The sequence below is a fragment of the Streptomyces bambusae genome (assembly GCF_020532645.1).
GTDB lineage: Bacteria > Actinomycetota > Actinomycetes > Streptomycetales > Streptomycetaceae > Streptomyces > Streptomyces bambusae.
The window spans coordinates 21835-33784 of sequence record NZ_JAJAUZ010000074.1 but is presented as its reverse complement, the minus strand read 5'-3'; the positions used below and the strand labels follow the sequence as shown (position 1 = coordinate 33784).

At 72.0% G+C, this 11950-nt stretch carries 11 protein-coding genes; 9 read left to right on the top strand and 2 right to left on the bottom strand.

Annotated elements, in window-relative coordinates:
* Window positions 1-243 precede the first annotated feature (243 nt).
* Window positions 244-1044: an IclR family transcriptional regulator gene (locus LG634_RS32580; protein ID WP_226739273.1), complete on the bottom strand. Its 801-nt coding sequence runs from the start codon at window positions 1042-1044 to the stop codon at window positions 244-246.
* 338 nt (window positions 1045-1382) lie between these two features.
* On the opposite strand from LG634_RS32580, the gene allB reads away from it, so the two are divergent.
* The 4 genes from allB to LG634_RS32560 all read left to right on the top strand — a co-directional run bounded on the left by allB (window position 1383) and on the right by LG634_RS32560 (window position 6080).
* Window positions 1383-2717: an allantoinase AllB gene (gene allB / locus LG634_RS32575; protein ID WP_372482537.1), complete on the top strand. Its 1335-nt coding sequence runs from the start codon at window positions 1383-1385 to the stop codon at window positions 2715-2717.
* Between the two features lie 2 nt (window positions 2718-2719).
* Window positions 2720-3850 (top strand): allantoicase, encoded by a 1131-nt coding sequence (gene alc / locus LG634_RS32570; RefSeq protein ID WP_226739269.1) that lies wholly within the window; start codon window positions 2720-2722, stop codon window positions 3848-3850.
* 265 nt (window positions 3851-4115) lie between these two features.
* Window positions 4116-4739, top strand: coding sequence for a dihydrofolate reductase family protein (locus LG634_RS32565; RefSeq protein ID WP_226739268.1), 624 nt, complete (start codon window positions 4116-4118; stop codon window positions 4737-4739).
* Window positions 4740-4892: 153 nt separating this feature from the next.
* Entirely contained in the window at window positions 4893-6080 is a 1188-nt protein-coding gene (locus tag LG634_RS32560; protein ID WP_226739266.1) for a cytochrome P450 family protein, read from the top strand.
* A 40-nt stretch (window positions 6081-6120) separates the two neighbouring features.
* Here LG634_RS32560 and LG634_RS32555 read toward each other — a convergent pair whose 3' ends face one another.
* Complete coding sequence (locus LG634_RS32555; protein ID WP_226739264.1) at window positions 6121-7137, bottom strand: Gfo/Idh/MocA family protein; 1017 nt, start codon at window positions 7135-7137, stop codon at window positions 6121-6123.
* Between the two features lie 154 nt (window positions 7138-7291).
* On the opposite strand from LG634_RS32555, the gene LG634_RS32550 reads away from it, so the two are divergent.
* Genes LG634_RS32550 through LG634_RS32530 form a run of 5 tightly spaced genes read left to right on the top strand, consistent with a single transcriptional unit; the run spans window position 7292 to window position 11948 of the window.
* Window positions 7292-8308, top strand: a complete 1017-nt coding sequence (locus LG634_RS32550) for a sugar ABC transporter substrate-binding protein (protein ID WP_443729027.1) — start codon at window positions 7292-7294, stop codon at window positions 8306-8308.
* On the top strand, window positions 8305-9345 hold the full coding sequence (locus LG634_RS32545) for an ABC transporter permease (protein WP_226739260.1): 1041 nt from the start codon (window positions 8305-8307) through the stop codon (window positions 9343-9345). Before LG634_RS32550 ends, LG634_RS32545 begins: the two co-directional genes overlap by 4 nt.
* Entirely contained in the window at window positions 9342-10157 is an 816-nt protein-coding gene (locus LG634_RS32540; RefSeq protein ID WP_226739258.1) for an ATP-binding cassette domain-containing protein, read from the top strand. The genes LG634_RS32545 and LG634_RS32540 overlap by 4 nt, the downstream gene beginning before the upstream one ends.
* A 16-nt stretch (window positions 10158-10173) precedes the next feature.
* Complete coding sequence (locus LG634_RS32535; RefSeq protein WP_226739257.1) at window positions 10174-11370, top strand: ROK family glucokinase; 1197 nt, start codon at window positions 10174-10176, stop codon at window positions 11368-11370.
* Window positions 11367-11948, top strand: a complete 582-nt coding sequence (locus LG634_RS32530; RefSeq protein ID WP_226739255.1) for a hypothetical protein — start codon at window positions 11367-11369, stop codon at window positions 11946-11948. The genes LG634_RS32535 and LG634_RS32530 overlap by 4 nt, the downstream gene beginning before the upstream one ends.
* The last annotated feature ends 2 nt before the right edge of the window (window positions 11949-11950 follow it).

Genomic DNA, 11950 nt, shown 5'->3' with positions numbered 1-11950 from the left:
CCCCCCAACCCCCCCCCCGGGGGGGGGGGCGGCCGGGGGGGGGGGCGCCCCCCCCGGGACGGCGCAGCCGGACCTGCCTTGGGGCTCCGCCCCAACCCCCGCTCCTCAAACGCCGGAGGGGCTGGACTTGCCCCCGCCCGGTGGGCAGCCGGGCCGGGTGGGGGTGGGAATGCCTTCGCCCGGTGGGCAGCCCGCCCGGGAGGGGGTGGGAATGCCCCCGCCCGGTGGCAGGGCGGGGATCCGTTACGCCGGGTTCTGGTTGGACAGGGCCACGGAGAGTTCCGCGGCGATGCCCTGGAGGATGGGGACGATGGTCTCGGTGGCGGCCTCGGTGACCCGCCCGGCGGGCCCGGAGATGGAGATCGCCGCGGCCGTCGGAGAGTTCGGCACCGAGACGGCCAGGCAGCGCACTCCTATTTCCTGCTCGTTGTCGTCCACCGCGTAACCCGCCTTGCGGACCTGCTCCAGCGCCTCCAGGAACCCCTCGGGCGTGGTGATGGTCTTCTCGGTCGCGGCGGGCATCCCGGTACGGGCCAGCAGCGCCCGCACCTCCTCGGCCGGCGTGTGCGCGAGCAGCGCCTTGCCCACGCCGGTCGAGTGCGGCAGCACCCGCCGCCCGACCTCGGTGAACATGCGCATGGAATGCTTCGACGGCACCTGCGCGACGTAGACGATCTCGTCCCCGTCGAGGAGGGCCATGTTGGCCGTCTCGCCGGTCTCCTCGACCAGCCGGGCCAGGTACGGCCGCGCCCAGGTGCCCAGCAGGCGCGAGGCGGACTCGCCGAGCCGGATCAGCCGGGGGCCGAGGGAGTAGCGCCGGTTGGTCTGCTGGCGGACGTACCCGCAGGCGACCAGGGTGCGCATCAGGCGGTGGATGGTCGGCAGCGGCAGTCCGCTGGCGGCGGAGAGCTCACTGAGCCCGACCTCGCCCCCGGCGTCGGCCATCCGTTCGAGCAGATCGAAGGCGCGCTCGAGGGACTGGACGCCACCGCTTGCGGCGGTCTTGGCGGAAGCGTCGGTGGTGCTGGCGCTGGACGTCGGCACGGCGCGATCCTTTCGGTGCTGGCAGGCAAGGAAGCAGCCTACCGGGCGCTGGTCGGCCGCCCTAGTGCGAGGCCGCGGCCGTACCCGCCGGTCAGAGGGGGGTTTGTCCGGGTGGGCCGGGCCTCGGCGTGGCGACCGGTGCGCGCTCCGTGGTGATAGCTACGTTCTGTAGAGCGAAATCTTAATTCCATTCTGTGGAAACATCCAATTGCGACGCGTGCCGCTCGGGTGTCCGTCCGGGCACTCTTGACGGGCCCCCGAGTTGGCGTGAAGACTCCGTCAACAGAACGTTGAATTTCGCTCTGTGGAAGTAGATCGGGAGGTTCCGGGTGTCTGACGTGGCAGTGGAACTCGTACTGCGCTCGACGCGCGTCATCACCCCCGAGGGGACGCGCGCGGCCTCGGTCGCCGTCGCCGGCGGGAAGATCGCGGCCGTGCTGCCGTACGAGGCCGAGCTTCCGGCCGGGGCCCGGCTCCAGGACTTCGGCGACGACGTGCTGCTGCCCGGCCTCGTCGACACCCACGTCCACGTGAACGACCCCGGCCGCACCGAGTGGGAGGGATTCTGGACCGCCACCCGCGCGGCGGCGGCCGGCGGCATCACCACGATCCTCGACATGCCGCTCAACTCCCTGCCGCCCACCACCACGGTGGACCACCTGCTCATCAAGCAGGAGGTCGCCCGCGCCAAGGCGCACGTGGACGTCGGCTTCTGGGGCGGCGCGCTCCCCGACAACGTCAAGGACCTCGCCCCGCTGCACGAGGCCGGCGTGTTCGGCTTCAAGTGCTTCCTGTCGCCGTCCGGCGTCGACGAGTTCCCGCAGCTCGACCAGGAGCAGCTGGCCGCCTCGCTCGCCGAGATCACCGGCTTCGGCGGCCTGATGATCGTGCACGCCGAGGACCCGCACCACCTGGACACCGCGCCCGTCGTGCCCGGCCCCAAGTACGCCGACTTCCTGGCGTCCCGGCCGCGCGACGCCGAGAACACCGCGATCGAGAACCTGATCGCCCAGGCCAAGCGGCTCGGCGCCCGGGTGCACGTGCTGCACCTGTCCTCCAGCGACGCGCTGCCGCTGATCGCCGCCGCCAAGGCGGAGGGCGTACGGATCACCGTCGAGTCCTGCCCGCACTACCTGACCCTGACGGCCGAAGAGGTCCCGGACGGCGCCAGCGAGTTCAAGTGCTGCCCGCCCATCCGCGAGGCCGCCAACCAGGACCTGCTCTGGGACGCCCTCGCCGACGGCACGATCGACTGCATCGTCTCCGACCACTCGCCGTCCACCGCCGACCTGAAGACCGCGGACTTCGCCACCGCGTGGGGCGGCATCTCCTCCCTCCAGCTGGGCCTGCCGGCCATCTGGACCGAGGCGAAGAAGCGCGGCCGCACTCTGGAGGACGTCGTCCGCTGGATGTCCGCGGCCCCCGCGCAGCTGGCCGGGCTGAGCCAGAAGGGCGCCATCGAGGCCGGCCGCGACGCCGACTTCGCCGTCCTCGCCCCCGAAGAGACCTTCACCGTGGACCCGGCCGAACTCCACCACCGCAACCAGGTCACGGCGTACGCGGGCAGGACCCTGTACGGCGTCGTGAAGTCCACCTGGCTGCGCGGTGCGCAGATCGCCGCCCACGGCACCCCGTCCGAGCCCACCGGCCGACTCCTCGAAAGGCAGAACTGACAGTGACGGCGCAGCGTTCGAATCCCTTGGCTTCCTTCACCGGCAACGCGAACCCCTACGGAGGCGGCGACCCGTACGCCGACTACCGCACGGCCGAGTTCCCGTTCACCCAGTACGCGAACCTCGCCGACCGTCAGCTCGGCGCCGGCGTGATCGCCGCCAACGACGAGTTCTTCGCCCAGCGCGAGAACCTGCTGATCTCCGAGGCCGCGCACTTCGACCCCGAGGACTTCGGCCACAAGGGCAAGGTCATGGACGGCTGGGAGACCCGCCGCCGCCGCGGCGTCTCCGCCGAGCAGCCCTGGCCCACCGCCGAGGACCACGACTGGGCGCTCGTACGCCTGGGCGCCCCCGGCGTGATCCGCGGCATCGTCGTCGACACCGCCCACTTCCGCGGCAACATGCCGCAGGCCGTCTCCGTCGAGGGCACCTCGGTCGAGGGCGCCCCGACGCCCGAGGAACTCCTCGGCGACGACGTGAAGTGGACCGTGCTCGTCCCGCGCACCCCGGTCGGCGGCCACGCCGCCAACGGCTTCGAGGTGGCCTCCGAACAGCGCTTCACGCACCTGCGCGTCAACCAGCACCCGGACGGCGGCATCGCCCGTCTGCGCGTCTACGGCGAAGTGCTGCCCGACCCGAAGTGGCTGGCCGCGCTCGGCTCCTTCGACGTGGTGGCCCTGGAGAACGGCGGCGCCGTGCAGGACGCCTCCAACCGCTTCTACTCGCCGCCGACCAACACCATCAACCCGGGCCGCTCCCGCAAGATGGACGACGGCTGGGAGACCGCCCGCCGCCGCGACAACGGCAACGACTGGATCCGCTACCAGCTCGTCGCCGAGTCCGAGATCCGCGCCGTCGAGATCGACACCGCGTACCTCAAGGGCAACTCGGCCGGCTGGGCCTCCCTCTCCGTGAAGACCGGCGAGGACGGCGAGTGGACGGAGTTCCTGCCGCGCACCCGCCTGCAGCCCGACACCAACCACCGGTTCGTGCTCGACGCCCCCGCCGTCGGCACCCACGTCCGGATCGACATCTTCCCGGACGGCGGGTTCTCCCGGCTGCGCCTGTACGGGTCGCTCACCGAGCAGGGCACGGCGGCGCTGACCGCCCGCCACCAGGAGCTGAACGGCTGACGCCGGCCTCATCTCGGCCGCCCCGCCCGCCGGGGCGGCCACCCCGACCCGGGCGGTGCGACACCCGCCCGTGACCCCCGGGACGTGCCGGAAGACAGCGCCGGCACGTCCTGGAGGACCCCGCGGGGCGTGCCGGAAGACAGCGCCGGCACGCCCCGCATCTTTTTCCGCCTTTCTCGGCCGCGCAGCGATGAGTTCCGCGCCGCGGGGGAGTCTGCATACCGGAAGTGACCGACGATCCGGCCGATACAGGAGTGCAGATCCCATGGGCAAGCTGACCCTCACCACGTTCCTCACCCTCGACGGCGTCATGCAGGCGCCCGGCGGTCCCGACGAGGACACCAGCGGCGGCTTCGCGTACGGCGGCTGGCAGTTCCCGTTCGCCGACCAGGACATGGGCGCCTACATGGGCGAGGTGTTCGAGCGCTCCGGCGCCTTCCTCTTCGGCCGCCGCACCTTCGACACCTTCGCCGCGTTCTGGCCCACCGTCACCGACCCGGCGAACCCCGCCCACGCCCTCGCCGAACGCTTCAACACGCTCCCGAAGTACGTGGCCTCGCGCACCCTCAAGGAGCCGGAGTGGGCCGGCACCACCGTCCTCGACGGTGAACTCCCGGTCGAGATCACGAAGATCAAGGAGCGCACCGAGGGCGAAGTCCAGGTCCACGGCAGCGGGCAGCTCGCCCAGTTCCTGCTGGCCCGCGACCTCGTCGACGAGCTCAACCTGCTGATCCACCCGGTCTTTCTCGGCCAGGGGCGCCGCCTCTTCCCGTCCGGCGGCCTGCCCACCGCCTGCGAGCTGACCGACTCCCGCACCACGGCCTCCGGCATCGCCATCCACACCTTCCGTCCGACCGGCCGCGCCACCTTCGGCACCATGGGCGGATAACTCCGGGCCCCCGGCGGCTCTCGCGGGGTGTGCGGCGCTCCGTGCCGTCCCGCGAGAGCGCCCCGGCCTGAACGCCTGTCTGAAATTCACCCGTCGGGGTAAGGGTCGCTCGTACGCTGAGAGGATCACACAACGGGGGAAAGGGTGGTCACCATGCCACTGATGGACATCACCGGGTACGCAGAGGGATTCAACGAGAACCCGTACCCGTTCTACGAGCAGATGCGCAAAGCCGGTCCTGTGCACCGCATCAAGGACACCGAGGGCAACGACGTCTGGCTGATCGTCGGGTACGACGAGGCCCGGGCGGCGCTCGCCGACCCGGCGCTCCACAAGGACTGGCGCACCCACGAGCAGTATGCCGAGCAGACCCGCGCCAGCGAGGTCAACCGGAACATGCTGGAGATGGACCCGCCGCACCACACCCGGCTGCGCAAGCTGGTGGCCCGCGAGTTCACCGCCCACCGCATCGAGGCCCTGCGCCCGCGCGTCCAGGAGCTCACCGACAGCCTGCTCGACGCCATGGCCGCCCGCGAGGACCGCCGGACCGACCTCATCGAGGCGCTCGCGTTCCCGCTGCCGATGACCGTCATCTGCGAACTGCTCGGCGTACCGGACCTCGACCGCGAACCGTTCCGGGTGCTCTCGAACGAGATCCTGGCGCCCGCCAGCAAGGAGTCCGAGCTCAAGGCCCTCCAGGACATGGCCGTCTACCTCGCCGGCCTGATCGAGCGCAAGCGGGCCGCCGGCGGCGACGACCTGCTCAGCGCCCTCATCCGCACCCAGGACGAGGACGGCGACCAGCTCGACGGCGAAGAGCTCATCGGCATGGCGTTCCTGCTGCTGGTGGCCGGCCACGAGACCACCGTCAACCTGATCGCCAACGGCGTGCGCGCCCTGCTCGCCCACCCCGAGCAGCTCGCCGCGCTCCGCGCCGACCTCGACGGCCTCCTCGACGGCGCCGTGGAGGAGATGCTCCGCTACGACGGTCCGGTCGAGAACGCCACGTTCCGGTTCGCCCGCGAGGACATGGAGATCGCCGGCGTCGCCATCGCCAAGGGCGACCCGGTGCTCGTCTCCCTCGGCGCCAGCAGCCGCGACGGCGCGCGCTACCCCGACCCCGACACCTTCGACATCCGCCGCGCCACCCAGGGCCACCTGGCCTTCGGCCACGGCATCCACTTCTGCATCGGAGCCCCGCTGGCCCGCATGGAGGCCCGGATCGCGATCCGGGGCCTGCTGGAACGCTTCCCCGACCTCGCCGAGGTGCCCGGCGAGCCGTACGAGTGGATCACCGCTTCGCTGATCCGCGGCGTCAGGCGGCTGCCGGTGCGCTGGTAGCCCGGTGCCCCGACACCCCGCGGACCGGGCCGCCGGCCGCTCAGCGGCCCGGCGGCCCGGCCGGCACCTCCGTGAGGAGGACCGGCCGGTGCTCCCGCCGGGACAGCTCGCACGCCTCCGCGATCCGCAGGGCGTGCAGCCCCTCGCGCCCGTCGCACGGGTTGTCGCCCTCGCCGCGGACCAGCCGTACGAACGCGTCCAGCTCGGCCTCGTAGGCGGCGGCGAAGCGCTCCAGGAAGCCGGTCCACGGCTTGCTCGCCGGCGGCGGACCCAGCGGCTCCGTCGACGCGATCGGGGTCCGGTCGTCCAGGCCGGCCGAGACCTGGTCCAGCTCCCCGGCCAGCTCCATCCGCACGTCGTAGCCGGCACCGTTGCACCGGGTGCCGGTGCTCGTCACCAGCGCTCCGCCGGCCAGCCGGAGCACCGCCGCGCCCGTGTCCACGTCACCCGCCTGCCGGAACACGGCCGGCCCGGCGTCCGACCCGGTCGCGAACACCTCCACGACCTCCTGGCCGGTCACCCAGCGGACCATGTCGAAGTCGTGCACCAGGCAGTCCCGGAACAGCCCGCCGGAGCTCTCCAGGTACCCCGCGGGCGGCGGCGCCGGATCCGCGGTCATCGTCCGTACGGTGTGCAGCCGGCCCAGCGCACCGGAGCGGACCAGCTCCCGGGCCGTCCGGTAGCCCGGGTCGAAGCGCCGCATGAACCCCAGCTGGAGCGTGCCGCCCACGCCCGCCACCTCGGCCAGCGCGGCCAGTGTCCCCGCCAGGTCCGGCGCGACGGGCTTCTCGCAGAACACGGGCAGCCCGGCGCGGGCCGCCCGGGTGATGTACTCGGCGTGACCGGCGGTCGCACAGGCGATCACCACCGCGTCCACGCCCCAGGTGAAGACGGCGTCGACGGTGGGCGCGGCCGTGGCCCCCAGCCGGTCGGCCAGTGCGGCCGCCCGCGCCGGCACGGCATCGGCCAGCAGCAGCGAGCCGGCCTCGGGATGCCGGCTGAGCGCCGCCGCGTGGAACGAACCGATCCGGCCCGTCCCGATGAGCCCGATACGCATGGATTCAACCTGGCCCCACGGCGGGCACCTGTCAATCATTTCGCCGTTTGGCGCAAAACAGCCGGGTTCGGCATTACCGACCAGGTGGCGGATACTTGGGCGGCCGGAAACGGTATGACCGTATTTACTCGATGCATGAGAAGGGCGCGGCGACGTGGCTAGGGTTCGGACAGGGGCGGTACGCACCGTGGGCGTGCTGCTCGCGGCGGTGCTGGGAGCCTCCCTCGCGGGATGCAGCAGTACGGGCGGCAAGCGCGCCGAGGAGCGGGCCCGCGCGGCGGCCGAGCAGGGCCGCCCGGCCGTCTCCACCCCCCGCTGGACCTTCGCCATGGTCACCCACGCGGGCGACGGCGACACCTTCTGGGACATCGTCCAGAAGGGCGCCAAGGAAGCCGCCGCCAAGGACAACATCAACTTCGTCTACTCGCACGACGACCAGGCGCAGCAGCAGGCCCAGTTCGTGCAGAACGCGATCGACCAGAAGGTCGACGGCCTCATCGTCAGCCTCGCCAAGCCCGAGGCCCTCAAGGACGTCATCGGCAAGGCCGTGAAGGCCGGCATCCCCGTGATCACCGTGAACTCGGGATCCGCCCAGTCCAAGGCGTACGGCGCCCTCACCCACATCGGCCAGGACGAGGTCATCGCCGGCGAGGCCGTCGGAGCCGAACTGACCCGGCGCGGGAAGAAGAAGGCCGTCTGCGTCCTGCACGAGCAGGGCAACGTGGGCCACGAGCAGCGCTGCGCCGGCGCGAAGAAGACCTTCCGCGGCACCCTGGAGAACCTGTACGTCGAAGGCACCAACATGCCCTCCGTGCAGGCGGCCATGCAGGCGAAGCTCCAGGCCGACCCCGCGATCGACGCCGTCGTCACCCTCGGCGCCCCCTTCGCGCCGACCGCCGTGAAGGCCAGGGAAGCGGCCGGCAGCAAGGCGGAGATCGACACCTTCGACCTCAACGAGTCCGTCGCCCGCGACCTCGAGTCCGGCGCCCTCGGCTTCGCCGTCGACCAGCAGCCCTACCTCCAGGGCTACGAGGCCGTCGACCTGCTGTGGCTCTACCGCTACAACGCCGACGTGCTCGGCGGCGGCGGCCCGGTCCTCACCGGCCCCCAGATCGTCACCGCCGACCAGGCCGCGGCCCTGGAGGCGTACATCAGGCGGGGCACCCGATGACCGCCGGCGCACCCGCGGCCCGCGACGAGCGGCTGCTGCCCGTCTCCAGCCTCAAGCGGCTGCTGACCCGGCCCGAGCTGGGCGCGGTGGTCGGGGCCGCGGCCGTGTTCGTGTTCTTCTCGTTCGCCGCGGACAGCTTCCTGCGCGCGAGCAGCCTCAGCACGGTCCTCTACTCGGCCTCCACCATCGGGATCATGGCGGTGCCGGTGGCGCTGCTGATGATCGGCGGCGAGTTCGACCTGTCGGCCGGCGTCATGGTCACCAGCTCGGCGCTGATCTCCTCGATGTTCAGCTACCAGATGACCGCGAACGTCTGGGTGGGCGTGGGCGTGTCCCTGCTGGCCACCCTCGCCTTCGGCCTCTTCAACGGCTTCATGCTGACCCGGACGAAGCTGCCGAGCTTCATCATCACCCTCGGCACCTTCCTCATGCTGACCGGCCTGAACCTCGGCTTCACCAAGCTGATCAGCGGCACCGTCTCCACCAAGGCCATCGGCGACATGGAGGGCTTCCCCTCGGCCCGGGCCCTGTTCGCCTCCCAGTGGACCGTCGGCTCGGTCACCCTCAAGGTCACCATCCTGTGGTGGCTGGCCCTGGTCGCCCTCGCCACCTGGATCCTGCTGCGCACCCGCGCCGGCAACTGGATCTTCGCGGTCGGCGGCGGCGCGGACGCCGCCCGCGCGGTCGGCGTGCCCGTGGTCAAGACCCGCATCGGCCTCTACGCGGGCGTGGCCCTGTGCGCCTGGATCTCCGGCCAGCACATCCTGTTCTCGTACGACGTGGTCCAGTCGGGCGAGGGCGTCGGCAACGAGTTCCTCTACATCATCGCGGCCGTCATCGGCGGCTGCCTGATGACCGGCGGCTACGGCTCCGCCATCGGCTCGGCGGTCGGCGCGTTCATCTTCGGCATGACGAGCAACGGCATCGTCTACGCCCAGTGGAACCCGGACTGGTTCAAGTTCTTCCTCGGAGCCATGCTCCTTCTGGCCACCCTGCTCAACGCCTGGGTGCGCAAGCGCGCGGAGGCGACCGCATGACCGCCCTGATCGAGCTGGACGGCGTCAGCAAGCACTACGGCCACATCAAGGCCCTCGAAGGGGTCTCGCTGGAGGTCTCCGCGGGCGAGATCACCTGCGTGCTCGGCGACAACGGCGCCGGCAAGTCCACCCTGATCAAGATCATCGCGGGGCTGCACCGGCACGACGCCGGCACCTTCCGCATCGAGGGGGAGGAGACCGAGCTCGCCAACCCCCGGGCCGCCCTCGACCGCGGCATCGCCACCGTCTACCAGGACCTCGCCGTGGTCCCGCTGATGCCGGTGTGGCGGAACTTCTTCCTCGGCTCCGAGCCCACCCTCGGCCGCGGCCCGTTCCGCCGCCTCGACGTGGCCCGGATGCGCGACACCACCCGCAGCGAGCTGCTGCGCATGGGCATCGACCTGCGCGACGTGGACCAGCCCATCGGCACCCTCTCCGGCGGCGAGCGGCAGTGCGTGGCCATCGCCCGGGCCGTGTACTTCGGCGCCAGGGTGCTGGTCCTCGACGAGCCCACCGCGGCCCTCGGCGTCAAGCAGTCCGGGGTCGTCCTGAAGTACGTGGCCGCCGCGCGTGACGCAGGCCTCGGGGTGGTCCTCATCACCCACAACCCGCACCACGCCCACCTGGTCGGCGACCGCTTCGTCCTGCTGAAACGCGGTGCGATGGCGGGCAGCCACACCCGCGACTCGATCACCCTGGACGAGCTGACCCGCCAGATGGCCGGTGGATCCGAGCTGGAGGAGCTGAGCCACGAACTGGCGCGAGTGGCAGAATCGGATGAACGGCCCGACCGGGACCGCGACGGACACTGAGGGACACCAGCACTCGATGAGCACGTACCGGGACTTCACGCTCGCCCACCGCGGCTCGGCGCGAGGCACCGTCCTGCGGACCGTCGGCACCCGCGAGCGGCGCTCCCACCTGACCGCCCCGCGCGTCCCCACCGTCGGCATCGACATCGGCGGCACCAAGGTCATGGCCGGCGTCGTCGACGCCGACGGGGTGATCCTGGAGAAGGTGCGGACCGAGACCCCCGACAAGTCCAAGAGCCCCAAGGTGGTCGAGGACACCATCGTCGAACTGGTCCTCGACCTCTCCGACCGGCACGACGTCCACGCGGTGGGCATCGGCGCGGCCGGCTGGGTCGACGCCAACCGTTCCCGGGTGCTGTTCGCCCCCCACCTGGCCTGGCGCGACGAACCGCTGCGCGACGCCCTCCAGTCCCGCCTCGCGGTCCCCGTGATGGTCGACAACGACGCCAACACCGCCGCCTGGGCGGAATGGCGCTTCGGCGCCGGCCGCGGCGAGGACCACCTCGTCATGATCACCCTGGGCACCGGCATCGGCGGCGCGATCCTGGAGGACGGGCAGGTCAAGCGCGGCAAGTTCGGCGTCGCCGGCGAGTTCGGCCACATGCAGGTCGTCCCCGGCGGCCACCGCTGCCCCTGCGGCAACCGCGGCTGCTGGGAGCAGTACAGCTCCGGAAACGCCCTGGTCCGCGAGGCCCGCGAGCTGGCCGCCGCCGACTCCCCGGTCGCGTACAACATCATCGACAGGGTCAAGGGCAACGTCCCCGAGATCACCGGGCCGCTGATCACCGAGCTGGCCCGCGAGGGCGATGCCATGTGCATCGAGCTGCTCCAGGACATCGGCCAGTGGCTCGGCGTCGGCATCGCCAACCTCGCCGCCGCCCTCGACCCGTCCTGCTTCGTCATCGGCGGCGGCGTCAGCGCCGCCGACGACCTGCTCATCGGGCCCGCCCGGGACGCCTTCCGCCGCCACCTGACCGGCCGCGGCTACCGCCCCGAGGCCCGCATCGCCAAGGCCCAGCTCGGCCCGGAGGCCGGCATGGTCGGCGCCGCCGACCTCGCCCGCCTGGTGGCCCGCCGCTTCCGCCGCGCCAACCGGCGCCGGGTGGAGCGGTACGAGCGCTACGCGCAGGCGGGCCGGCTGTGGACCGGCTTCGCCGCCGGCGACAACCGCAAGACCACGGGGGGCCGCAGCACGACAGAGGACCAGCCGTGAACCCGACCCTGCCCCGCCAGGCCCAGGCCCCCGACGAGGGCGGCCACCGCCCCGCCGAGGACCGCCGGCACGTCGTGCGCCGCCGCTGGCTCACCGCCGTCATCATCGTGCTGCTCATCGGCATCCCCGCCGGCTACCTGGCGATCTCCGCCGAGCAGAGCCGCGACAGTGGCCGGGACAAGGCCGCCAAGGTCGGCGCCACACAGGTCCGGGCCGGCTGGCCCTCCCGGGTCCAGCGCGGCATCTACCAGGTGCCCGTCCCCGACTGGTCCACCAGCGTCGGCTACTACGAGACGAACAACTGGCGCACCAGCCGGCTGTACGTCCAGTTCACCACCAACCCGGTGGACCTCGGCATCTTCCTCAAAGCCGTCGGGTCCTCCACCGAGGCCCTGGAGCCGGGCGTCTGCATCAGCGAGCGGGACTCCTCCGTGGCCGGCTGGAGCTGGGCCGAGGACCGCACCTGGAAGTGCACCACCCACGAGCAGCCCGACCCGCACCCCACCCGCGACGTCACCGTCGACATGACCGACCCCGAGCAGCCGCGGGTCTACGTCGTCTCCACCGTCACGCCCTGATC

Bases quoted from the DNA above. Each gene is read 5' to 3' on its own strand.
- LG634_RS32565 (WP_226739268.1), top strand. From the start codon at position 4,116: ATGGGCAAGCTGACCCTCACCACGTTCCTCACCCTCGACGGCGTCATG.
- LG634_RS32560 (WP_226739266.1), top strand. From the start codon at position 4,893: ATGCCACTGATGGACATCACCGGGTACGCAGAGGGATTCAACGAGAAC.
- LG634_RS32555 (WP_226739264.1), bottom strand. From the start codon at position 7,137: ATGCGTATCGGGCTCATCGGGACGGGCCGGATCGGTTCGTTCCACGCG.
- LG634_RS32545 (WP_226739260.1), top strand. From the start codon at position 8,305: ATGACCGCCGGCGCACCCGCGGCCCGCGACGAGCGGCTGCTGCCCGTC.
- LG634_RS32540 (WP_226739258.1), top strand. From the start codon at position 9,342: ATGACCGCCCTGATCGAGCTGGACGGCGTCAGCAAGCACTACGGCCAC.
- LG634_RS32535 (WP_226739257.1), top strand. From the start codon at position 10,174: ATGAGCACGTACCGGGACTTCACGCTCGCCCACCGCGGCTCGGCGCGA.